This is a genomic window from Methanoregula sp., from assembly GCF_050010295.1.
Taxonomy (GTDB): domain Archaea; phylum Halobacteriota; class Methanomicrobia; order Methanomicrobiales; family Methanospirillaceae; genus Methanoregula.
Genome location: NZ_JBEKLH010000006.1, coordinates 108712 through 131787 on the forward strand (window position 1 = coordinate 108712; position 23076 = coordinate 131787).

General features: G+C 55.4%; 23 protein-coding genes and 3 tRNA genes. 9 read left to right on the top strand and 17 right to left on the bottom strand.

Features of this window, described 5'->3' with window-relative positions:
- Positions 1 to 68: 68 nt before the first annotated feature.
- Positions 69 to 1502: a DUF1254 domain-containing protein gene (locus tag ABSB80_RS09075; RefSeq protein WP_428370287.1), complete on the bottom strand. Its 1434-nt coding sequence runs from the start codon at positions 1500 to 1502 to the stop codon at positions 69 to 71.
- A gap of 95 nt (positions 1503 to 1597) precedes the next feature.
- Positions 1598 to 2770, bottom strand: a complete 1173-nt coding sequence (locus ABSB80_RS09080; RefSeq protein WP_428370289.1) for an ISH3 family transposase — start codon at positions 2768 to 2770, stop codon at positions 1598 to 1600.
- 177 nt (positions 2771 to 2947) lie between these two features.
- Here ABSB80_RS09080 and ABSB80_RS09085 point away from each other — a divergent pair, with 177 nt between their 5' ends.
- Positions 2948 to 3394, top strand: a complete 447-nt coding sequence (locus ABSB80_RS09085) for a hypothetical protein (protein WP_428370291.1) — start codon at positions 2948 to 2950, stop codon at positions 3392 to 3394.
- A 257-nt stretch (positions 3395 to 3651) separates the two neighbouring features.
- Here ABSB80_RS09085 and ABSB80_RS09090 read toward each other — a convergent pair whose 3' ends face one another.
- The 4 genes from ABSB80_RS09090 to ABSB80_RS09105 form a co-directional block, all read right to left on the bottom strand.
- Entirely contained in the window at positions 3652 to 4056 is a 405-nt protein-coding gene (locus tag ABSB80_RS09090) for a hypothetical protein (RefSeq protein WP_428370293.1), read from the bottom strand.
- Between the two features lie 12 nt (positions 4057 to 4068).
- A complete protein-coding gene (locus ABSB80_RS09095; protein WP_428370295.1) occupies positions 4069 to 4341 on the bottom strand; it encodes a hypothetical protein in 273 nt (90 codons plus the stop codon).
- Between the two features lie 226 nt (positions 4342 to 4567).
- Entirely contained in the window at positions 4568 to 5749 is a 1182-nt protein-coding gene (locus ABSB80_RS09100) for a bifunctional 5,6,7,8-tetrahydromethanopterin hydro-lyase/3-hexulose-6-phosphate synthase (protein ID WP_428370297.1), read from the bottom strand.
- 265 nt (positions 5750 to 6014) lie between these two features.
- Positions 6015 to 6602 carry a class I SAM-dependent methyltransferase gene (locus tag ABSB80_RS09105; RefSeq protein ID WP_428370299.1) on the bottom strand — a complete coding sequence of 196 codons (588 nt, stop codon included), beginning with the start codon at positions 6600 to 6602 and terminating at the stop codon, positions 6015 to 6017.
- Positions 6603 to 6959: 357 nt separating this feature from the next.
- Here ABSB80_RS09105 and ABSB80_RS09110 point away from each other — a divergent pair, with 357 nt between their 5' ends.
- On the top strand, positions 6960 to 7292 hold the full coding sequence (locus tag ABSB80_RS09110; RefSeq protein WP_428370301.1) for a carboxymuconolactone decarboxylase family protein: 333 nt from the start codon (positions 6960 to 6962) through the stop codon (positions 7290 to 7292).
- Here the strand turns inward: ABSB80_RS09110 and ABSB80_RS09115 are convergent.
- The 3 genes from ABSB80_RS09115 to ABSB80_RS09125 all read right to left on the bottom strand — a co-directional run bounded on the left by ABSB80_RS09115 (position 7289) and on the right by ABSB80_RS09125 (position 9019).
- Positions 7289 to 7705, bottom strand: a complete 417-nt coding sequence (locus ABSB80_RS09115; protein WP_428370303.1) for a carboxymuconolactone decarboxylase family protein — start codon at positions 7703 to 7705, stop codon at positions 7289 to 7291. The genes ABSB80_RS09110 and ABSB80_RS09115 overlap by 4 nt on opposite strands.
- A 60-nt stretch (positions 7706 to 7765) precedes the next feature.
- On the bottom strand, positions 7766 to 8557 hold the full coding sequence (locus tag ABSB80_RS09120) for a PhzF family phenazine biosynthesis protein (RefSeq protein WP_428370305.1): 792 nt from the start codon (positions 8555 to 8557) through the stop codon (positions 7766 to 7768).
- 236 nt (positions 8558 to 8793) lie between these two features.
- Positions 8794 to 9019, bottom strand: a tRNA-Trp gene (locus ABSB80_RS09125).
- 323 nt (positions 9020 to 9342) lie between these two features.
- Between ABSB80_RS09125 and ABSB80_RS09130 the strand changes: the two genes are divergently transcribed.
- Positions 9343 to 11043: an AMP-binding protein gene (locus ABSB80_RS09130; protein ID WP_428370307.1), complete on the top strand. Its 1701-nt coding sequence runs from the start codon at positions 9343 to 9345 to the stop codon at positions 11041 to 11043.
- A gap of 179 nt (positions 11044 to 11222) precedes the next feature.
- Here the strand turns inward: ABSB80_RS09130 and ABSB80_RS09135 are convergent, their stop codons facing one another.
- The 5 genes from ABSB80_RS09135 to ABSB80_RS09155 form a co-directional block, all read right to left on the bottom strand.
- A complete protein-coding gene (locus ABSB80_RS09135) occupies positions 11223 to 11984 on the bottom strand; it encodes an ABC transporter permease (protein ID WP_428370308.1) in 762 nt (253 codons plus the stop codon).
- The gene (locus tag ABSB80_RS09140; RefSeq protein ID WP_428370309.1) at positions 11977 to 12933 is read right to left on the bottom strand and encodes an ABC transporter ATP-binding protein; all 957 of its coding nucleotides are present in this window, start codon (positions 12931 to 12933) and stop codon (positions 11977 to 11979) included. The genes ABSB80_RS09135 and ABSB80_RS09140 overlap by 8 nt, the downstream gene beginning before the upstream one ends.
- Positions 12934 to 13265: 332 nt before the next feature.
- Positions 13266 to 13463 carry a hypothetical protein gene (locus tag ABSB80_RS09145; protein ID WP_428370310.1) on the bottom strand — a complete coding sequence of 66 codons (198 nt, stop codon included), beginning with the start codon at positions 13461 to 13463 and terminating at the stop codon, positions 13266 to 13268.
- 103 nt (positions 13464 to 13566) lie between these two features.
- Positions 13567 to 14877, bottom strand: a complete 1311-nt coding sequence (locus tag ABSB80_RS09150) for an amidohydrolase family protein (RefSeq protein WP_428370311.1) — start codon at positions 14875 to 14877, stop codon at positions 13567 to 13569.
- 20 nt (positions 14878 to 14897) lie between these two features.
- Positions 14898 to 15569: an MTAP family purine nucleoside phosphorylase gene (locus ABSB80_RS09155; RefSeq protein WP_428370312.1), complete on the bottom strand. Its 672-nt coding sequence runs from the start codon at positions 15567 to 15569 to the stop codon at positions 14898 to 14900.
- Between the two features lie 166 nt (positions 15570 to 15735).
- On the opposite strand from ABSB80_RS09155, the gene ABSB80_RS09160 reads away from it, so the two are divergent.
- From ABSB80_RS09160 to ABSB80_RS09185, 6 genes are all read left to right on the top strand, one after another.
- Positions 15736 to 16860, top strand: a complete 1125-nt coding sequence (locus ABSB80_RS09160) for a nicotinate phosphoribosyltransferase (protein WP_428370364.1) — start codon at positions 15736 to 15738, stop codon at positions 16858 to 16860.
- Positions 16861 to 16924: 64 nt separating this feature from the next.
- A tRNA-Ala gene (locus ABSB80_RS09165) sits at positions 16925 to 16996 on the top strand.
- A 79-nt stretch (positions 16997 to 17075) separates the two neighbouring features.
- Positions 17076 to 17705: a DUF47 domain-containing protein gene (locus ABSB80_RS09170; RefSeq protein ID WP_428370313.1), complete on the top strand. Its 630-nt coding sequence runs from the start codon at positions 17076 to 17078 to the stop codon at positions 17703 to 17705.
- Positions 17702 to 18892: an inorganic phosphate transporter gene (locus ABSB80_RS09175; protein WP_428370314.1), complete on the top strand. Its 1191-nt coding sequence runs from the start codon at positions 17702 to 17704 to the stop codon at positions 18890 to 18892. The genes ABSB80_RS09170 and ABSB80_RS09175 overlap by 4 nt, the downstream gene beginning before the upstream one ends.
- 58 nt (positions 18893 to 18950) lie before the next feature.
- Positions 18951 to 19580 carry a DUF47 domain-containing protein gene (locus ABSB80_RS09180; RefSeq protein ID WP_428370315.1) on the top strand — a complete coding sequence of 210 codons (630 nt, stop codon included), beginning with the start codon at positions 18951 to 18953 and terminating at the stop codon, positions 19578 to 19580.
- 31 nt (positions 19581 to 19611) lie between these two features.
- Entirely contained in the window at positions 19612 to 20643 is a 1032-nt protein-coding gene (locus ABSB80_RS09185) for an inorganic phosphate transporter (protein ID WP_428370316.1), read from the top strand.
- A gap of 762 nt (positions 20644 to 21405) precedes the next feature.
- On the opposite strand, the gene ABSB80_RS09190 is transcribed toward ABSB80_RS09185, so the two are convergent.
- The 3 genes from ABSB80_RS09190 to ABSB80_RS09200 all read right to left on the bottom strand — a co-directional run bounded on the left by ABSB80_RS09190 (position 21406) and on the right by ABSB80_RS09200 (position 22723).
- Positions 21406 to 21894, bottom strand: coding sequence for a hypothetical protein (locus ABSB80_RS09190; RefSeq protein WP_428370317.1), 489 nt, complete (start codon positions 21892 to 21894; stop codon positions 21406 to 21408).
- Positions 21895 to 21984: 90 nt separating this feature from the next.
- The gene (locus ABSB80_RS09195; RefSeq protein WP_428370318.1) at positions 21985 to 22638 is read right to left on the bottom strand and encodes an endonuclease III domain-containing protein; all 654 of its coding nucleotides are present in this window, start codon (positions 22636 to 22638) and stop codon (positions 21985 to 21987) included.
- A 10-nt stretch (positions 22639 to 22648) separates the two neighbouring features.
- Positions 22649 to 22723, bottom strand: a tRNA-Pro gene (locus ABSB80_RS09200).
- Positions 22724 to 23076 lie beyond the last annotated feature (353 nt).

Sequence of the window (23076 nt, forward strand, 5' to 3'; positions counted from 1 at the left end):
TCCCTACGGGGGCGGCGGAACTCCTCCCCCGTGGGGATGTGGGGCAGTCAGCCCCCCTCTATCCTCAATCACGGCACTGCAGTGATTGCCGGCGGCTGCCAGCCCGTGCCATTGAGAATGCCGGGGATCTCGGCCGTTTCAGGAGCATCAAGTCGCCAAATCACCTCGAATCCCTGTCCCTTCGCGGTCGGCAGCCAGTTGTTTACCTGAGCCGGGTCCGAAGGTGGCGTGGACTGCAGGTAGAGGTCCACCGAGCCATCGGCGTTGTATGCGAGCTGCGACGTGTCGCTGATCTCATACCGGTTGATCGAATTGGGGATCATTGTCCCATTCAGGGTGTAGGCGGTAATCGACCAGGTCTGATTCACCGGAGGAGCAGACGCCATGTGCAGGACGTAATTGGTTGATCCGTTGAGCGGGTTTTTGCTGGGATCTGCCCAGCTCATGGCATAAATCGTCTGTTCGGAGGTAACTGCACCCAGGCCAACCTGACTTATGACAGCACGTAGAGGGTAGTTCGTCCCATACTGCCCGAAGCCTCCTAAGAGATAACCGTTGTGCTGGTCGAAACTTTCAAGGTACAGAGCCATGGTGTCGTTCTTGATCTGCGCCGGACCGGCGACTACGGCGTCTTCAAGCCCCCTGAGGGTATCCTTGCTCAGGCTTGCGTTATGCGAGGGTTCCATCCCGGGCCCGATCCCAACCTCCGCGAACCGGGCGAGCTCGGGCTGGTCGGCTCCCGGCGGTGGAAACAGCGCAAGCTGTTGTCCGAGCATATCATAGAATGCGAGCCCCCCGGGTATTTGATATGTCTGGGGGGTCGCATTGGGATTCATCAGATTGTTCTGCTGGTAGTTCGTCCCGTACTGGCTCAATGGCGTCAGGGTGTAGCCATCCTGGATGCGGGTAACATTTGCGATGTCGTAACTGCCTTTCAGCTGGGTTATCCCTATGATCCAGATGCGGTTGCAGTCGACATCGATACGGTGGGTCCCCGCAGGGATGGGCACAGTATACTGGCCGGGGCCGGCAATCACGTAATCGCCCGGCGGGGTTTGGTTGACACTGCCGAGGTTTGCGATGTTGTTGGTGAAGGGGTCGATAAAGGAGAAGACGAAAAAGTGGTCTTGTACCTCCGGCACATGGAGGACTTGAGGCTCTTTGCTCAGATCGAGCCATGCGATCGATGAGAGGCTGGTCGGGCTCGGCGCCACAACCACAGTGCTATCCGGGTTGTTTAAGGAGCGTACGTTGTTGAACTGGTTGACCGGACCAAACGCACCGTTCGAGACGTTGATGCTGGTCATGGTTTCAAACGTCGTGTTGGTCACGAGCAGTGGTAAACCGTAGGTGTAGGCTTCCAGTCCAATCTCGTAGCCGTTATTGTAGTCGGCTTGTGAAACAGCCGACTGGTAAACCGTTATCAGCAATGCAGCCGCGACCAGCAGTATCGCACAGATAACGACAAGCATACGTCTTCGCTTAATCACTCCGCCTTTCATAGGCAAAAAGTGAAATTTTGCTTTCTTTAAAGTTTTTGTTTTGGGGTTCAGTATTTCTCTAATTTTCCTCCATGAACTTTGGATAGTCATCAACCCTAACCACCCTCCAATCGACCGAGAGATCGAAGAACAGCAACAAACGTAACAAATTTAAGTTTTTTCCGGAGCCCTTCCCAGACGAAGAGCCGGAAGAGATCAAAGCGAAACAAATCATTGTTAATCGATCTCGGCCCTCGTTGAACCTTTGAGAAGACCATCCATTGAAGAGCCACCCAGATATTCTTGAGGAGGAACGAGATTATCGTCAAGAGATACCGGAGCACAACGTTTCTGGAAGAGGTTTTAGCTTTTACGATGTTCCGGATACGGTATGAAGATTCGATAGCGAACCTGTTCTTGTAGACTTGGTAGACCCGTCGCGGCTTCCAATCAATACCATACACGACATATCCGAGATTCACATTCCCGAATTTCTTATTCCTTCCCTGAAGGTACTGAACATCAATTGCAAGAGTAAGATCAAGAGGTCCGGAGGTTCCCCTCATCGTGTACCGGGCATAGCGGGAATGATTCCCCCGGAGAATCTTCTTGAGTTCCTGACCGTGTTTTTTCACCGGAACAATGTGCGGGATGTTCTCCTTCTGGAGAAACGAGAGCACATCGTTTGAGTAAAAACCCCGATCAAGACAGAGTACCTCGATATTCACTTTTGCATCGTCAATAAAAACGAGGAATTTCCGGATGTACTCGACCTTTGACACTCCCTTTTTTACCGGGAGAACTGCGAGGGTCAACCGTTGGCCTTTTGTCGTGATGTAGAGCGAAACATACGAGTAAAATGTCGTTGTGGAATCCTTCATTTTACTCTTGATGACGTAATCTTTGTTTACGTCAACACACTCTCCGTAATAAGGATCATCAGTGAAATCTATGGCAAAATGATGCGATTTTCTGGGAACGAGGATCTGATCGTTTGAATAGGTGAGGATCTTTGATTGTAATGCCAGAAGTGAATCTAAATCCACCTTCGACAAATGGTATCTGACCGACGTTTCACACGGGACTTTTTCTACGGCTTTATTGATGGAATGCACCGAAAGTTTGTTTGCTGACATTCCTACAAGTGACCGAATGATTGTCTTTTGGTTTAGTTTCCCGTTGATGGAAATTGTGAGGTGCCGGTTGATTGCTTCAACTGCAATTTCGGAACAATCTTCTGCTCGGATCTCCTTCTTTATTCGGCGGGCTATTTGTCGTTTATTGGACATATGCGGCGCCCGCTGCCTATTTAGATCTTACGTTTTTCTTTAGCTCGGGCTAATAATTAGAGAAGTACTGAACCTGATCCGGGGCATTATCATATTTCTTTTAGGAAATGGAAAGGTCAAAGTGAATTTCGTGCAGCAATCAATCTTATCTTTTCACGAAATGGGATTATTTTTGAATTGGATAATCGTGGGAAGATTATTCGACTAGCTCCTGAAGGACTTCGTGAATTATTGCAAGAAACGAATTTTAACACTGGAGATACGGCTTTCGATACTCTCTTTAATACTGCACGGATAAAGTATCTCAGTGCTCATTTCGAAGATCGTAAAGTAGCTCTTGAAAAATTATGGGATGCTTGGGAGCGATTAAAAAGCCTTGAAATTCCTGGGGATAAAAGGGCATCATTATCAAAACTGCTTGAAAAAACAACACCTACACTCGAATTACGTGAAAAACTAGATAGCGAGGCAAGAGCCCTTACGGAAATAGGCAACCAATTCATGATACGACATACTGAAACCGATAAAATTCCCATTACATCGAGTGATCAAATTGATTATTTTTTCCATCGTTTGTTTTCGTTGATCTATTTGATTTTAAAATCAACAAATCGGATAAATTAACTCAATTATTTATTGAAATTCCGAAAGCTCAGACTTTTTTTATGGAGTTGAAATAACTTAGAATTGATAATGATTGTAGGCAAGCTTAATTATTTCATATCAAAAATTTAATTGATGGTTGAAAGTTCAATTGATGACATAATAAAAAAAAAGACAAGAGGAAACTGTTTTAGCTCTCAAAAAAACAATTGAGGAGGGCCTTGGCGTAAATGTTGCAATTATCGATCGTAAAGAAATTGAAGATATTTTTAATATTCTTATCCAAGATGAACAGTACTTAAAACATTTTTCTGAAGATGAATTGAAAGAGGAAATAGGGGGGTTTCTCCACAATGATCTTGGAGGCGTACATGATATTCCCATTTTATTGGCACAGGGAGATCGTACGGTGATTCCCAGATCTTCCCGTATTTCTTGTGTGCAAGTTCCTGGCTCATGATGTGGTCGATATATACCGTGTTGTCATCCACGTAATAGAACAACGTGAACTTTGACGAGATGTGCATCCTCCACCGGGGTTTCCGGGTCTTGAGCCTTTTGATGTTGCCCAGCGCATTCGGATGCTCGCTCAGTCGTTCGATATGCTCTCCGATAACACGCCGGTCTTTCTCGGGCCGCTCCCTGATGAAAGCCCTGACATTCTCCTCGATCTCAATCCGCACGATCTGCCCCGTCTAAAGATCGAGATCTTTCTTGGCTTTTTCCCAGGAAACGTACTTGGCATTTTTATCAACCCGATCCAGATCCCGCTCAAGCGCACGGAGCTGGTGTTCTGCAATGAGAGCAGCTACCGTATCCCCAAGGCTTTTTCCGGGTTCCTTCAGCCGCGAGAGAGCAGCCCACGTGCTCGGAGTAAGAGCTACCCGCTTGTTCGCAATTTCCTCGGTCTTGATTGCGGATTGTTGCATGATTCCTTTCGCCCCTTTTGTCTTCTCGTGCAATGCCACGCACGTTTTGATTGGTCAACCGTACAAAATTTTACAGTTGTACAATCTTGGTTGGTTCCGAAGAAGAATATTGTGATCGCATCCCTTCCGGGATGCGGAGAGGGAAAAACAGGAACAGGAATATGATGAGCCTCTTCATGGCAGATGAAAAATTGCCCGAGCATACGAAGAGGGCTCGATCCCAGCAGCCCTCAGGGATAATAAAAAAAATATATTAACCGGATTTTTAGAAATCCGTCATGACCCTGAACTGGTCGATCTCTTCCCGGTTGAGCTGGTCGAGGAACTCGTCTGCAGCGTGGCCGATATCCTTCGAGGCAGTGATTGCACGGCCGACCACGAGGATGTCTGCGCCTGCCTTGAGTGCGTCCTTTACTACGTCAACCCGGATACCGCCGGCCGTTGCAACGAGCAGCTTGCCGCCGGCCGCCTTCTTGATCGCCGGGATATCGCCCCAGGCATGGGAGCTCTCCTCGACATCGATCGCACGGTGGAGTTCCACGATGTCCGGCTTCACCTTCAGGTTCGCGATCACCTTCGCCGGGTTCGGGACGTTCAGCATGTCGACGATCGAGTAGATGCCGACCTTGCGGGCCTCGGCAATCGCCTTCTCCATGGTCGAGGTCGGGGCGAGGCCGGAGACGACGACCGCATCGGCGGTTGCATCGGCCGCCATGCGGGCCTCGAGGTTACCGGTGTCGAGGATCTTCATGTCCGCGATGATGAACGCATTCGCACGGAGCTTGCGGATCTCGCCGATGACAGAGAGGCCGAACTTCTTGATAAGCGGGGTTCCCGCCTCGATGATCACGTGGTCGTTCTCGGGCACGCACTTCAGGACCTGGGCGACCTTGCCCATGTCAACGAGGTCCATCGCGACCTGGAGGTACGGCGGGTCCCAGAGGCGCTGCACCTTGAACCCCATGATGCCGTGGGCTGCACGGTCTTTCTCGAACACGAGGGTCTTGGTGTCCGGGAACTTGTCCAGTGCACGGTGGAGGGCCAGCTTGGTCGCGCCGTAATTGAACCGGTAGATCTTGTTGTAGTCCGCTGCTTCAGGGTGGACGAACGCGGACACCATGATGACTGTGTCCTCGATATCGATCCCCGAGAACACGTCCTCTTCAACACAGTCGGCAACCGCCTTGGCAACGGCGGCCTGCACGGGGCCGAACATCTCGTTCACGTGCACCATGTCCCTCAACGTGACTTTCGGGATCACAATGGTCACGGGCTTGGCCAGCAGGTTCGGGCGAACTACTGCAAGAAGGGGCGTATGCCCCTCTGATAGTTGCGAAACCGCGTTTGCAAACGCTGCTCCGATGGGACCTTCCTTATCTCCCATTAAGAGGTCGATGTGCGCCAGTTCCGCGCCATCGCCAATAAGTGCTTCTCCGACCAGATACATGGAACTCTCCGTATGATGGTAATAGTATCTGCCCGTCATCTATCATAAAACGAGTATGTTGCAAAGCAACATACGAGTGGAGAAGATTCCGCAGGAATCTTCGACTACGAGTATGTGCAGCAATAACGGTTATAACAAATCTACCATCAGGAAATCTTCGACTATGAGTATGTGCGCAAATGGCCGGCGAGTCGAGAAGATCTTCCCCAGGTTTCACGGGCTTTTGGAGTGTGTCGATTACGTTTATCGAAACTGCATCCGGTCGTCAGCGTCGGATACCGGAGGTTACAAGGATATGCCCCAACAATAGCCGTCGCTGTGTCCGGACCTCCAGACCCACCTGTTCAAACATTTTTCGTACCTCATATTGATTGCGAATCTGGCCGTGATGAACAAATCTGAATAAGAATTTGGGGGCTGCTATATCGGATAGAAAGAACTGGCCCCCGGATCGTAAGACACGCCGTATCTCACGTATACCCTGTAATTGGTCTGACCAGTGATGAAAAGAAATAGTACTGAACACGAGATCGACAGAAGCATCAGGGAGCGGGATTGATTCGGCAGGGCTAACAATAAACGTAGAATCCGGCATCATTTGCCGGGCTTTTTTCACCATACCTTCAGCCGGATCAACACCAATCAGCCGTGCATAAGGCCAGCGTTCCCTGATTTTTCGTAACAGTCTACCAGTTCCGCATCCGATATCCACTATGTCTCCGGGAGCAGATTCCACATTGACCAAACCGATGACTCCTTTATGGATCCGATCGAAATACAGGTATTGCGACCATGAATCCTCATAGGTACTTGACCAGCAATTAAATTTCTCAACATCCCCGGTGGCATTCATATCCGCTAACCTCAAGAAGGGTTTTCCGTAAGCAATTTAGGTATTTTCTTGACAGGGTCATGTAAGCAATCCCGTGTAAAATCCCAACGGATGTACATATTATTTTCGTTAACAAATAATTTATCTTCGATTACAGGCATGTGCATCGGTACCCGTCTTCAAACCCGAAGACGCCTCCGGTATCTTCTCGTCTCGGAAATCACTGATGTGACTTCATATGGGGACGTCCCCGAACTCGAAGATTCTTCCTGCGTCAGAATCTTCTCGTCTCACAGGTCTGATGACCTGTTCGAAATACAAGGTTATTTAATTTCGCGGGCTGATGCAGATATTACCTAATTATTACGAGCGTTCACTATGGCGAAGAGTTCCTATGAAGTGTTCCGGAAGGAGTGCCCCGAGCTTGAGGAGCGGTTCAACAACCTCGTGGAGGTCCAGCGGACCCTCAGCGGCCTCGATAACAAGACAAAACAGCTCATCAATATCGCGATCCAGACCGCCACCCGGAACCCCGAAGGAGTGCGGCTGCACGCCATCATGGCGTGGCAGGCCGGGGCGACCAGGGACGAGATCGTGGGCGCGATCGTCATGAACCTGCACCTGACCGGGCTCTTCGGCGTCCTCGAATGCCTCCCCGCCGCACTTGACGGGCTGGAAGAAGTCCGGAAGAAGAAGAAAAAACGGGACTAGGACAATCCTTTTCCGTCGCGTTCGGCAAATACCTCTTTTGCCGCTGCCATCCCGTTGAGTGCAGCCGGGAACCCCGCGTAGACAGCCATCATCGTGATGATCCCGACCACTTCGTCCCGCGTTACACCGACGTTGAGCGCCCCGTTGATATGCACCTTCAGCTGCGGTGCAGCGTTGCCGAGCGCCGTGAGGGCGGCGACAACCGCGATCTCCCGCGAGCGGAGATCCAGGTCCGGGCGGGTGTAAATATCCCCGAACGGGAACTCGATCGTAAAACGCCCGAGGTCCGGTGCAATATCCTGAAGGCTCGCGATCACCTTCTCGCCCGCCTCGCCATCTACCTCTTTCAGCTTCTCCCATCCGCGTTTATAGCGTTCGCTGGTCATGGTAACCCGGTCCTGTGTACGCTGCATGAGCAAAAAAACTTCACGAAAAAACGGGCAGCGCTTCCGGGAACGGCCGGCATGTCCCCGTCAGACAAGCAGCCGGACGGATGCGATGTGGACCGCATGCCCCCCGAGCAGGACCCGGTCGCCGAGCAGGGTGACCCTCACGCTCCCGCCCCGGGCCGAGCACTGGAACCCGGAGAGCTCGATCTTTTTGAGTTTCTCTCCCCAGTACGGCCCGAGGCAGCAGTGGGCCGAGCCGGTGACCGGGTCTTCCGGTACTCCGACGGCAGGCGCGAAGAACCGGGACACGAAATCGAAATGCGGGTGATCGGAGGCCGCGGTTATGATAACTCCCCGTGCCGGGATCGCGGCAAGGGCCGCCATATCGGGTTCGAGGGCGCAGAGATCGGCCGCTGACGGGAGCTCGGCAAGGATATCGAACCGGTTCCGGCCCGTATAGAGCGGCGTGACGCCCAGCGCCCGGTCAAGCCCGGGGACGGGTGCGGTGGAAGTGACGGGCTCGGCAGGGAAATTCAGGGTGATCGAGTCCCCGTCCTTATCGGCAGTCAGTGTTCCCGATTTCGTCTCAAACGCAATCGCCGATCCCGGTTCCGCGTGACCGACAGTCCACAGGACGAACGCGGCGGCAAGCGTGGCATGGCCGCAGAGCTCCACCTCGCGTTCCGGAGTAAACCAGCGAAGGTTCCATCCGTCTTTACCGGGATGCAGGAATGCGGTCTCGGAGTGCTTCATCTCGGCTGCTACCTGCTGCATCCATGCAGGCTCGGCCGGCCCGTCCAGGATGCATACCGCTGCCGTGTTGCCGCGGAACGGGGCACCGGTGAAGGCATCCACCAGATGCATCTCGTGACTCATGCAAGGAAGATTGCCGGCAGGAAGCATAAAAGATCGGGCGGGGATACTTGCGATACCCCGGTATATCCATAAAAATTCCACACGTTTGTGAAAAAAGGTAATGCGGCACCATCGCAACCGGGGGATGCCCACGCGGCGGGGGCAGAGCCCCCAAGAGCGTCAGAACAGACCTTTTTCTAAAATCCCCAATGCAAAAACCTGAACAGTATCAGGCTAAAATCTCTAAAAGGAAAACGTGGGGTTGGTGAGATTTGAACTCACGATCGACGGGTCTCTCCGACATGCATCAGTGCTCCAACGGGTCATCATCGCATCAATTCGAAACTCTTACGAGTTTCTCCTTGCCCTCTCCGGCTGATGCCGGAAAGGTCAACTCAGTAGACCCATTGTTCATCATCTGCGAGCACGAAGAACGCAAAGACCGCTGGAGCCCGTCGCCATACCGGGCTAGGCCACAACCCCGTGCTGTCTGCAGCGGGACATTCCCCGTGCTGACTCAATAAAATCGCAGTGTATAAACTTAAGAGTTGTGTTCTTTCCGACCCTGACCGGCAGGCATCCCGCAACGGGGGGGGAACGCCAGGCCCTGCACCAGAATGGCTGACGGGTGCACCACTGCGGTCCGTACCTCCAGCTTCACCGGAGCCGGAGGTATCATCAGAGGGATGCCCGGTGGAAAAAATTACGGCATACCCAATCGTTGCCCGGGAAGAGGAAACTCGGGTGCACCACAAGCCGGTACAAAGCATTATGCATATAATATCCCGGGCCCCAATAGTTGTGCAATGGTCGAGGGCAGCTACACGTGCGGAACATCAGCAGTACCCCTGCTGGGAATGACCATCGGCGAGATGGTCGACAGTATTGCGGCAAAATATCCGGAGACCGACGCGATCGTATCCATGCACCAGAACATCCGGTGGTCCTACCGGGACTTCCTGTCCCAGGTGAACCAGGTGGCCCGTGCCCTCATGGGCCTCGGGGTGGAGAAGGGCGACCGGGTCGGCATCTGGGCCATGAATCATGCCGAGTGGGTGGTGGTCCAGTTCGCCACCTCCAAGATCGGGGCGATCATGGTGAACATCAACCCCGCCTACCGCACCTACGAGCTCGAGTACGTGCTCAAGCAGTCCGAGATCTCGACCCTGATCGTCCAGGGCCGGTTCAAGACCTCGGATTACGTGGGTATGTTCTACGAGGCCTGCCCGGAAGCGTACGAGGCGAAGCCCGGGAGGATCTCGAGCGAGAAGTTCCCATTCCTGAAAAACGCGATCTTCCTTGGCGATATCCCCTACAACGGCATGTATACGTGGAGCGACTTCCTCAAGAAAGCGGAGGAGATCAATACCGACGAACTGATCGAACGGGGCGAGGCCCTCTCGTTCGATGACCCGATCAACATCCAGTACACGAGCGGCACTACGGGGTTCCCGAAGGGAGTCGTCCTGACCCACCACAATGTCCTCAACAATGGGTTCATCATCGGCGAGGGTATGGGCTTCTCCGAGAAGGACCGCCTCTGTATCCCGGTCCCCTTCTACCACTGCTTCGGCATGGTCCTCTCCAACCTCGCCTGCGTCACCCACGGCTCGACGATGGTCCTCCCTGCCCCGGCCTTCGATGCCGAGGAGGTATTAAAGACCATCGAGAAGGAGCACTGCACCGCGGTACACGGCGTCCCGACCATGTTCATTGCCGAGCTCTCCCACCCGAACTTCGCAAAGTATGACCTCCGCTCCCTCCGGACCGGCATCATGGCCGGCTCGCCCTGCCCGATCGAGGTGATGAAAGAGGTCAACACCCGGATGCACATGAGCGAGATCGTGATCGTGTACGGCCAGACCGAGACGAGCCCCGGCGTGACGATGACGACGACGAAAGATCCCCTCGACCGCCGCGTCGCGACGGTGGGCCGGGCATTCCCGCACACCGAGCTCAAGATCGTCGACGCCAAGACCGGCAAGATCGTGCCGTTCGGCGAGATCGGCGAGATCTGCGCCCGGGGCTATTGCGTCATGAAATGCTATTACAACAACCCTTCGGCATCGCATGCCACGCTCGACAAGGACCACTGGAACCACACGGGCGATCTCGCCACCATGGACGAGGAGGGCTACTTCAGGATCGTGGGCCGGCTCAAGGACATGGTCATCCGTGGCGGCGAGAATATCTACCCGCGGGAGATCGAGGAGTTTTTGCACCACCACGAGAAGATCGCCGACGTGTACGTCGTCGGAGTACCGGACATCAAGTACGGCGAGGAGCTCTGCGCATGGGTGAAGATGAAACCGGGGCAGACCATGACTGAACAGGACGTCAAGGACTTCTGCAAGGGGAAGATCGCCCACTTCAAGATCCCCCGGTACGTCATGTTCGTCGATGACTTCCCGGTCACCATCTCCGGCAAGATCCAGAAGTTCAAGATGCGGGAAGAGTCGGTAAAAGTGCTCGGGCTCCAGGAAGCCGACAAGATCGAGACTGCCTGATAAAAAGAATGTACGGTCACGGGGTCCTCTGACCCCGTTCACCGGAGGGCTGAATGAAGATTGCCTGCGTCATATATGGCAATCCCACCCGTCACGGTTTTCGCGGGATGTCCTTCTCATGACGTTCCTGTATTATCTCCCCTTTCCTCCAGAATTCGCTGTCCTGGTGAATGGGCTCCTCACTCATTGAACTTCCTGTACAGCCGGTTCGCCGCAAACTGGAAGATCAGGATGAACACGATGAGCATGACGATGTCGGCGACCGGGTTGAAGTACGTGGTCCCGGAGTACGCGGCGTGGATGAGATCGTTACCGTACGTGAGGGGCGAGAAGTACGACGCGTACTGCCCGATCGAGGGGATCTGATCGACCGGGATGAAGATGCCCGAGATGAAGATGAGCGGGAGACGGACCACGTTGAGCATCGACATGATGTCGCCCGGGCTCTCGGTCGGGTACGCGGCGAAGAGGGTGCCCATTGTCGCAAAGCAGAACGAGGTGAGGAGGACGCCGATGACGAGCGGGACCGGGTTGGTGACGGAGGTTGCGAAGATGACGATCCCCGCGATGAACGGGACGGCCGCGATCCCGATGCTGTACAAAAAACCGCTCAGGCTCTCCCCGAAGACGACCGCGTGGAGGGAGACAGGGGCGGAGATGAGCCGGTCGAAGGTCTTCATCCGCCGCTCGATAGGGATCGAGACCGGCTCGATGGACGAGGCCGAGAAGAGGATGGTGATCGCGATGAGACCGGGGATCATGACCGAGGGGGTTTCGGGGCGCCCGACCGCGAATGCGAGGAACATGAAGAGGGGGAAGAGCGCGCCGGAGACGATGATGTTCGGCTTGATATAGTAGATGAGCATGTCCTTCTTTGCTATCGCCCACGCCGCGAGGAATTCGGCCCGGAGCTGCCTGAGCCATTCGGCATGATCAGTCAACGGTCTTCACCCCCCGGGTCCGGACTTCAAGGCCGGTCAGTTTTATGAAGACGTCTTCCAGGCTCGGCCCGTACGTGTTGACGCTGATGACCCGGGTATGATGCTGCTCCGCGTATGCCATGACGCCGGCGATCACGGCCGGGGGGTCTTCGGTGATGAGCCGGAACTTGTCGCCGAGTTTCCGCACCTCGCTGACGGTCCCGATCCCGCGGAGGCCGTCCGCCCACTGCGCCGGGACCGGGTCGAGCGCGACCTCGACCGACTGGACGCTCTGGATGGTCTTCTTGAGTTTTTCAGGAGAGTCGATCGCGGCGATCATGCCGTGGTTGATGATCGCGACCCGGTCGCAGGAGACGTTTGCCTCCTCGATGTTGTGGGTCGTTAAGAAGACCGTGACCCCCCGGGCGGTGACATCGCGGATGACGTCGCGGATGATGAGGTTACTCTGGACGTCAAGGCCCGAAGTGGGCTCGTCGAGGAAGATAAGCCGGGGGTCGTTGATGAGCCCCATCGCGAGCGTGAGCCGCCGCTTCATGCCCTTCGAGTACCCGTTCGTCTTGTCGTCTTTGCGCTCCCAGAGCCCGAAGAGTTCGAGGAGCTCTCTGCCCCGCTTCTCGCGGACGGCTTTTCCCACATCGTACACTTCCGCGGTGAACATCATGTTCTGCCACGCGGTGAGGTCGGTATAGATGTTCGAGGTCTCGTGCACGATCCCGATCTGCTTCCGGGCGGCGATCGTCTCGTTCACGACATCCTTCCCGAAGATCTTCGCGTCCCCGCCGGTCGGTACCGTGATGCCCGTCAGCATCCGGATGGTCGTGGTCTTTCCTGCGCCGTTGGGGCCGAGGAACCCGAAGGTCTCGCCTTCTTTGACGGAGAAGGAGATGTCGTTGACGGCGACCAGCTTGCCGAATTTTTTCGTGAGGTGCGAAACTTCGATCGCGTTCATGGTCAGTACCGGATGTGGTTGTGATTGGTGTTAAGGATAGCGGACATTCTGAAACGACATTGCCGCCGGTCGGGACAGTGATGCTGGTGAAGATCCGGATGGCCTTGGTCATGCCTGCACCACCCGTGGCCGAGGAACCCGAAGGTGTCTTGTACTAAAAAGGGTATGTTGCTTTGGTGCGATGCGTTTGCCGATATATTTGGCGAGGTGGCGGGATTTCTGAAAATATTTTATTCTCATTCGCCATTTTTCACCCTTAATTCAGGAAAATAGTGGTCTGACAGGAGCCGGGTACTGGAAGTCACGGGGGAATGATAAAAACAGGACAGATATCAGAAGACCCCGAACCACGCCACGTACGAGACGGCGATCATGACGATGAAGAGCACGATCAGGACCTTGTAGGCACACCTCTCGCAGATGCCAAACGCTGACGGATGCTCCTCGTGGGAATATGTGGAAGAGCAGAACCGGCAGGCCTTTGAGGGGTCGTGGTGATCGTGCTGTTCAAACGCTTCATGATGCGACATAGTAACGCCGGTTGATCGTAAAAAGGTAAAATAATGTCGGATTTGCCGGGGAACGGAATCTGCATGAGACCGCAAGGGTGATTGGAGAGTGGCTTTGTCCCGCTTACGCGGAGTGCGCCCGCTTCACCAGCCCGAGGGCTGCCCCCGCAGCGCCGGAGAGTACCTCTTCATCACCGGGGACCTCATGGTTGAGCATCAGCACCCTGCCGTTGCAGATGGTGGTCTCAACTGAGCCGCCGCTGCAGGAATAGACGATGTTCGAGGTCGCGTTATGGAGCGGGGTGTTGCAGGCAGCCCGGGCAGTGACGAGGATGATATCGGCCGGTGCGCCGGCCGCAAGAGTCCCGGTACCGAAGCCGAGGGCCTTTGCCCCGTTCACCGTTGCCATCGCCAGCGCTTCCGGTGCCGGGAGAAGGGTCGGACTGTTCCAGTAAAACTTCTGGAGGAGTGCCGCGATCTTGACCTCCCCGAACATATCGAGGTTGTTGTTCGAGGCGCAGCCGTCGGTCCCGAGGCAGGTGTTGGCACCGGCGCCGGAGAGGGCCCGGTACGGCATCGCACGGTTGGTGGCAAGTTTCATGTTGCTTGCCGGGTTGTGCGACACGGAAACGCCGCGCCTGCCAAGGAGGGTGCATTCCGCATCGTCGAGCCAGCAGCAGTGGGCTGCCACCGTCCGGGGCGTGAGGATGCCGCAATCGTCCAGCAGCGCAGCCGGGCGCTTCCCGTGCTGTGCGATGCAGTCGTTCACTTCCTTCTCCGTTTCCGAGAGGTGGATGTGGATGCCGATCTCCTGTTCGCGTGCAAACTCCGCGCACCACTCCAGCCCCTCAGGGGAGACCGTGTAGATCGCGTGGGGCCCGACTGCCGTCTTGATCCGGGGGTTGTACAGGGAGCGGATGTGGGCTGCGAGTCTCTCGGTCGCCCTGCACTCGTTCTCCCGCTTCTCTGCATTGAAGAGGTCGATGAACCCGTAGGACAGGACCGCCCTGATACCTGATTCGTCCACTGCCCGGGCCGCGTCCTCCATGAAGAAGTACATGTCATTGAACGCGGTCGTGCCGCTCCGGATCATCTCGAGGCAGGCAAGTTTTGTACCCCAGTACACATCGTTGCCGGTGAGGTGGGCCTCGAGCGGCCAGATCTTCTGCGAGAGCCAGTCCTGCAGGATCATGTCGTCGGCATAGCCCCGGAGGAGGGTCATCGCCGCATGGGTGTGGGTGTTGACCAGGCCCGGGAGCGCGAGCGCCCCATTGCCGTCGATGATGAAATCCGCCTCGCCCCTGTGATTTTTTCGTACGCCCTCCCCGATCCCAGCGATGGTCCCATTATCGTCCACGAAGATGTCGACGGTGCGGTTGTCCGCCACCACGTTCGTGATAAGCAGGGAACGGCGTCTCCCGAAAATCCCGCTCATTTCATAATCCGTCATCGTCTTCAGCCCATTTTTCTGATGATGGTGTTCACGATCTCTTCCGTCCTGTGCCGGTGCTCTCTCGAGGTGCTGACAATGCGCTCGTAGGTGAGCACCTCGTCCCCCAGCCCGTTGGCATAGTTCTCGATGGTGCAGAGGGCGGCAAATTTCATGCCGAGTTCGCAGGCAAGGGTCGCCTCCGATGCGACCGTCATCCCGACGACATCGGCGATCCATGCCAGCGCCTTCACCTCGGCAACGGTCTCGATCCGGGGGCCCCGTGTCTGGACATACACTCCCCCGTGGCGGGCTGAAGGAACGGTGCGGGCAAGTTCCTTTGTCAGGTCTTCCGAGAGTTCCGGGCGGACGTGCTCGATCCGGTGGTCGTGGATGGAGGGGATATCAGTCACGCTGACGTAGTCCGTGGGGATCAGGAGGGACCCCGGCACGATCTTCGGCTTGAGGGAGCCCGAGGAACCGAAGGCGACAATCTCGGTGACCCCGGCGATCGCGAGGGCCGCGAGGTTTGCCCGGAAGTTGATGCGGTGTGGCGGGAGCCCGTCCTGGTGGCGCATCAGCATCACGATATCGCCGGAGAGTATCTCGGCACTGCCGAACGGCGTGTCCACGCGCTGTTTTTCCAGTTCCGGGAGCGTGGAGAAGAGGAGGCTGGTGCCGCCGATGATCCCGAGCATCAGTACCCCCCGCCGGGGAACCCGGCCATAGAAAAAGATCCGCTGGTGAACATTCTCTGCATACTATCCCTTCGCAGTGAAGGGTTGGCGAGAGAGCACTAATAATTAGCGCATTTCCCGTTGACGGGGGCAAGCGTAAATGCGGATGAGCGCCAAGATCTTCTTTATGGGCACGTTTCTCACCGTCAGCGATGAGGCGATAAAGAAGGGGGAATGCACGGACATCTATTTCGTGCGCACGGAAGAGGCGCTGGGCCGGGACGGGCTGAACCCCGCCGTGGTCATGGAAGTGACTGCCTCGGCCCTGCCCGACACGTGGGCGGTCTTCTGCGGGTTGCCCGATGTCCTGTCACTCCTCGAAGGGTTGCCGGTCACGGTCGATGCGATGCCGGAAGGGGCCGTCTTTTACCGGAATGAGCCGGTGCTCCGCATCAGCGGGAGATACCGGGACTTCTGCCGGTACGAGACTGCGATCCTCGGGTTCCTCTGCCATGCTTCCGGTATCGCTTCCGCAGCGGCACACATCAAGCGTGCAGCGCGGGGCCGCCCGGTCTACTCGTTCGGCTCGCGCAGGCAGCACCCGGCGATAGCGGCCATGATCGAGCGGGCCGCGTGGATCGGCGGCGTCGACGGGGTCTCGAACACGTGCGCACCGGAAGGGATGCCGGTGGTCGGGACGATGCCCCACGCGTTCGTGATGTGTTACCCGACACCGGAAGATGCATGGCGGTCCTTTGACCGGAACGCCCCGGCAGACGTCCCGCGGATCATGCTCTGCGATACGTACTGCGACGAGAAGTCGGAATCGCTCCGGGCAGCGGAGTGCGGGGCGGCGGCAGTCCGGCTCGACACCCCGAGGTCCCGCCGCGGGAACATGCGCGCGATCATCGAGGAAGTCCGCTGGGAGCTCGACACCCACGGCTACTCCGGCGTAAAGATCTTCCTGTCCGGCGGGGTGACCCGCGAGGACGTCACTGCGTACCGGGATATTGTCGATGCCTTTGGTGTCGGCGGGGCGATAGCCAATGCCCCGGTCATTGACTTTGCCCTGGATATCGTTGAGATTGGCGGCCAGCCGAAAGCCAAGCGGGGCAAGCGGAGCGGGGCAAAACAGGTGTACGAATGTCCGTCGGGCGAGCATGTGGTGCTCCCTGCCGCTGCATCGCCCCCGGCAGGGTCGATGCCGCTCCTGTCGAGGTATATCGGTAACGGTCGGATCCTGCAGCGGCCGGACATGGGCGCGGCGCGGGAGTTCCTTGCCGGAAAACCGGCGGTTCTCCGGGATTCCTGAACCGGGCGGAAACGAACAATTCTTTTAACCAATGCCGCACAACAGTATAAGGCCAGCATGCGGCGGGCCGGTAGATCAGTGGTAGATCGCTTCCTTGGCATGGAAGAGGCCGCGGGTTCAATTCCCGCCCGGTCCATCTCTTTTTGTTCTGACTGACGATCCGTTGTCGGACGCACTTTTTTATACTTCCGGAGTAAGGGTAGCTCTGAACAACCATGCGTATCCGCGATCTGATCCTCCCGGAGGACAAGGTATTTCTTACCCTTTTCAAGGAGATGGCACAGGCAATCGCAGAAGGGGCGGACGTCCTCAACGAGATCACCCACGAGCTGCCGCTGGGGATCGAGAAGTCCCACAGGGTCCGGCAGATCGAGCACCAGGGGGACGAGATCACCCGGCGCATCTATGAACAACTGAACGAGTCCCTGATCACCCCTCTCGAACCGGAGGAGATCTCCCGCCTTGCCCCGGTGATGGACGATGTGCTCGACCGCATCGACCGGGTCACCCACCAGCTCTGCAATTACGGTATCGCGGAGTCCAATGACACCCTCCGTGAATTTTCCTACCTCATCAAGCTCTCCATCGACGAGATCTGCCACGCGATCGATTCACTCTCCACCCTCAAAAGGCCGGAAGACGTGCGGACGCATGCCGACGAGATCAACCGCATCTACAACCTTTCCATCGAACTCCAGGCCCGGGCAGTCCTCGAGCTCTTCAAGACCAACGACCTCCTGCTGATCATCAAGCTCAAGGATATTTACGAGGGGTTCGGGAGGGTCATGGAGAAGTGTAATGATGTCGGCCATGCGCTCAACGATATCGCGATGAGCCACGCATGACCGGCCTGGAACCCATCATCCTGTTCGGGGTCATCCTTGCACTCGCGCTGAACTTTGTCAACGGCCTCAACGACGCTTCTCACTCGATCGCGACTGTTGTCGCTACCAAAGCGCTCTCCCCGGGACGAGCGGTCTTTTTCACGGCGATCTGCAACATGGTCGGCCCGTTCATTTTCACGACGGCAGTTGCCACCACTATCGGCACGGCGATTGTGAGCCAGAGCGGCCTGACCCCCCTCTCGATTGTTGTTGCCATGGGAGCAGCCATCATCCTTGTCTTTGTTGCGACCCGGGCCGGCATCCCGTTATCGAGCAGCCATGCCTTAGTCGGGGGCCTGCTGGGAACGGGGATAGCAGCCGGAGGGCTCTCCGCAGTCCTTCTCCCCGGCTGGACCGTCCTCGGGCAGGTCGTCTTGTACGGTTTCATCGGCGCTGTCACCGGAGCCGTCCTGCTCGGCGTGTTCACCTCGTCATTCCACGAGGACATACGTCTTGGCGCAATGCTGGGCGCGATCTGCGGGGCTGCGCTCATCATTCCTGTCATGATGCTGGCCGGCGTCATCAGACTCTCCGGGCTCCTTGGCATCGTCCTGTTCATCTTCATATCCCCGATCATCGGCATGGTCGGGGCATTCCTCTTCGATATCATCATATCGCACCTCTTCAAGCACTCCAGGCAGAACCATATGAAGCGGATCTTCCAGCCCCTCCATGTGCTCGCGTGCCTCGCCCAGGCCACCGCCCACGGGGCAAATGACGGGCAGCATGCGGTGGGTGTAATCACTGCCCTGCTCGTCTCTTCCGGGATCCTCCTGACATTCGCTGTGCCCTCCTGGGTCATCCTTGTGTCGGCTATTGCGATCGGGCTCGGGACCTGTTTCGGCGGCTGGCAGGTGGTGGACAAGATGGCCAGGGGCATCACGAAGATCCGCCCCTACCAGGGATTCTGTGCGGCCACGGCAAGCAGCGCGATCCTCGTCATGGTGACCCAGAACGGTATCCCGGTCTCCTCGACCCATGCGATCAACGGGGCGATCATCGGCGTCGGTGCGACCCGGGGAAAGAACGCTGTGCAGTGGAGGGTAGTCCGCGAGATGATGGAAGCGTGGATCATCACGATTCCTCTTGCGGTCGTCGTCGCTTTTGCCGGCTACTTTGTGGTCTCCTTTGCGCTGGCGGCAGTATAGAGTCAACTATATTTCACTATATTTTTAAGGACATTCGCCGATAACCTTTAGGTTTGTTATGGGTCTTCGTGAGTTGTTGATACCTCAGGACAAGGTCTTTTTTGACTTATTCGAGAAACAGGCGAGAGTGGTGAAGGAAGCGGCGTGGCAGCTGGTGGCGCTGACCGAGGACTTCACGAGCGTCAAGGAGAAACGGCACGCCATCGAGTTGCTGGAGCACCAGGGTGACCAGATCACCCACGACATCTACAACCAGCTGAACCGTACCTTCATCACCCCCCTCGATCCGGAAGAGATCTCCCGGCTCGCCTCGGCCCTCGACGAGGTTCTGGACTACGTCGACGGTGCGACCGAGAAGATGTTCTATTATGGCATCAAAGCAACTGATTCGCACATGATCGAGCTGGCAAAACTTATCCACATGTCCTCCGCGGAGATCGAAGGCGCGGTCAAGGGGATACGCTCGATCAAGGACCCACGGTATATCGAGGAGCGCTGCATCGAGGTGAACCGGCTCGAGAACCTCGCAGACGACGTGCTTGCCCATGCGGTGACGGACCTGTTCAGGACGACCGACGCGATCGCGATCATCAAGTTCAAGGACATTTACGAGCACCTCGAGACCGCCACCGACTATTGTGAAGATGTCGCAAATGTGCTCTCCGATATCGCCATCCGGCACTCATGAGTGCGATGGCAGGAACTTCTGAGGGGCTGGCATGATCGAAGCTACGTGGGCACTGGTCGCTGCTATCATCGGTATCGCGCTGGTCTTTGATTTCACCAACGGGTTCCATGACTCGGCGAACTCGATCTCAACGGTAGTCTCAACCAAGGTCCTTTCACCCCGCAACGCGGTTGCCTTTGCTGCATTTTTCAATTTTGTCGCCGCGTTCGGGTTCGGGGTCGCCGTCGCAAGTACCATCAGCAAGATCGTAGAGCTGGGGTACGTGCAGACCGCGGTGATCCCCTTCATCGTGCTGGGGGCCCTTATCGGTGCCATCAGCTGGAATATCATCACCTGGCTTTCCGGCCTCCCTACATCGTCCTCCCATGCCCTTATCGGGGGTTTGACAGGCGCCGGTATTTCAGCTGCAGGCCTGGCGGCGATCAAGTGGGATACCGTCGGACAGGTCGCCCTCTTCATGGTCATTTCACCCGTCATAGGACTCGCATGCGGTTTCCTTTTTATGGCAGCGATCCTCAACCTCACGAAAAAAGCCAACAAGGAGACGGCCGAGAGCCATTTCAGGCGGCTCCAGCTCTGTTCTGCTGCCGCGTACAGTTTTTCCCACGGCACCAACGATGCCCAGAAAACCATGGGCATCATCGTCCCCCTGCTCTTTTCAGTCGGATATTTCGGCGCCGCTGCCGACCCGAACCATCTCCCAGTCCCGGTCTGGGTCATCCTGATCGCCCATTTCGCAATAGCGCTCGGTACTCTTTCCGGGGGATGGAGGATCGTCAAGACCATGGGATATAAAATCACCAAGCTCCGTCCGGTCCATGGTTTTGCCGCGGAGACCGCAGGTGCAACGACCATCATCGGCGCATCGATTGCAGGTATTCCGGTGAGCACGACCCATGTTATCTGTTCGTCCATAATGGGAGTGGGGACGACCATGGGCACCAGCACGGTGAAATGGGGCGTGGCGAGGAGGATCATGTGGGCATGGATCCTCACGATCCCGGTCAGTGCCCTGATCGGGTTTGCGGCATTCGCCGTGATACGGGTTGTTATTGGGTATTGATTTATTCCGGAATTTTTTAAAAATTTTTCCGGGAAATTTTTTGGGGACTGCTCCGTTTTTTTTAATTTTTTTATGAAAGAATCGACCGATCGGATTCTTGTGGCGAATGCCAGAGGTCTGTTCGGTATATCCGGAGCTCTGGATCGTGACCCCCTGCCATTTCGTTTCGGGACCTGATCTTCGGGCTCCCCTCCTCCAAATCATCCAAAAGGCAACAATTAGATGTTTTTCAGAGGCAGAAATGACCCCCATATAGGCGAAATAACGAAATAGCAGGCGTATCTCAAAATCGTTGTTCTATAATTCGCGAAAAAATGCGACTATCAAAAAACCTATCTTTCAAATCGGGCTTATTTTGGCAAACGGGGCAATTTATGGGCACTTATTTTTCAGGGGAATCGTAAGTCCGGACCATCGCTGAAAGGAGAGTCTGGACAGAGCATTTTCTCGGAGACCGTTTTCCAAACACCACCACGGCGGGATGCCCTACGCGTAAAACGGCTCGTCGGGACTCGAAGAACGCCGATACGTTCAGTCGAAGAACTCCGTTCTTCTCTTCTCTCATGTCTGATAACATTCGAGATTCTCCTGTCTCGTCTCTGAAGAGACTCGACATTTTGCGCTACTCGCTTACCTTGACTACGCACATACCTTGATCCGGAACCTCACCCAGCGGCGACTCGGCGAGGCGTCGCCGCGACGCCCGAAGGGGGTGGGCAGACTCATTTACACCATGAAAGAGTGGGTAGCTTATGAAAAATATTATTTAAATAGCATCGCTAGAAGGAAACACAATGTTCCTCCAATAAGACATACTCCGTGAAATATTATCAGACAATTTAGCATGCCAAGAAAACTGGATATTTTTTTAGGCTTTTCTGAGTTTCTAGTCCCAATTTCCGCAATTTTTTTGCTTACATCATCAGTTATCGGAGCACCCGGAATAAGTGATGAAACCGTATCAAAATGGTAAATCGTCAACTTTGAGGTTTTATTCACACAATTTAAAATAAAAATAACATATACAAATGAAAACATAATCGATAATCCAAAACTGGCTAATGAAGTATTTAGCCAAATACTATTACCAATTGAATGATAATTTGTTCCAATCCAAAGAAGTGCACCTAACGAAATTGTTGTTGTCCATTTCAAGAAATCAATTATTTTTTCAAAATAGAGTCTCGTTACTTGTTCAGATTCTCCTCTCAACTCATCTTTTAATTTTTGAATTTCCTCTGAAGTTACCATGATGATTAACCTAAATCTCAAAAGGATGCAATAGTTAGTCATACTAATTTGATACAATAAAAGTTTTGACTTCAAATTGAACAAATGAAATCAATTTTTTTTAATAACCGTCCGGTAATACCGGCAGTACTCCGGGATCACGCACTCGCCGCATCTCGGCTTCTTCGCATCGCAGGTCGCCCGCCCGTGGGCGATGAGGAGATCGGTGAGGTCCCCCCACTGGTCCCGGGGGAAGAGCGCCATAAGGTCCCGCTCGATGACGCTTACGTTGTCGGTGTCAGAAAACCCGATCCGCTGAGCCAGCCTGCGGACGTGGGTGTCGACCGCGATGCCATCGTTCCTGCCCAGCGCATGGTAGAGGACGATGTTGGCGGTCTTGCGCCCGACACCGGGGATTGTAAGCAGTTCGTCCATCGTTCCCGGCACTGTCCCCCCGAAGTCTGACAGGAGGGCTTGGGAAGCAGCGATGATGTTCCGGGCTTTCGCATGGTAGTAGCCGAGGCTGTGGATGATCGTCTCCACATCCTCGATCCTTGCCTTTGACAGTTCTGCCGCTGACGGGTATTCCGAAAAGAGCGGTCCCTTCACCCTGAGGACCGCCCGGTCCGTTGTCTGGGCAGAGAGGATCGTGAGGATGAGCACTTCAAACGGCGATCCCCGGGCAACGGTCTCCGGGGATTCACGTGCATCCGGATAGCGCTTCAGAAGGAGTGAATAGATCCGGGCGGCATCCTGTTTTTTCATAGCTGCTCGATGGGGTAGGGCGGATTCGAACCGCCGTCAAAGCGTCCCAAACGCTCTAGGATGGACCAGGCTACCCTACTACCCCGCGCCATCATAAATGGGGTGGGGGAATAAAAAAAGGGTATGGTAGATGTGGATTCTGCATATCAAAGATTTACGCGAAAAATAGAGCGAGAGCTCCCCGCCTCGGGGCACCTCCGAGGACTGAGTGGTTCGTCAGAACCGCGAAGTGTGAGAAGTTCGCAGGAACTTCGAGCATGGCGGGGGCAGGGAAGTTATTGAGAAGATATTGATTCACTGTCCTTCATCTTTTTTCCAAAAGATCACTTGTGCGGGTAATATCGTCCCCATCGCAATTGCGCCCCGTCCCCCAAATGGTGGGACTGGTGGTGCAAGAGGGGGGGAATTCCTGCAAAAGATCTTTCCTGCGGAAAAAAC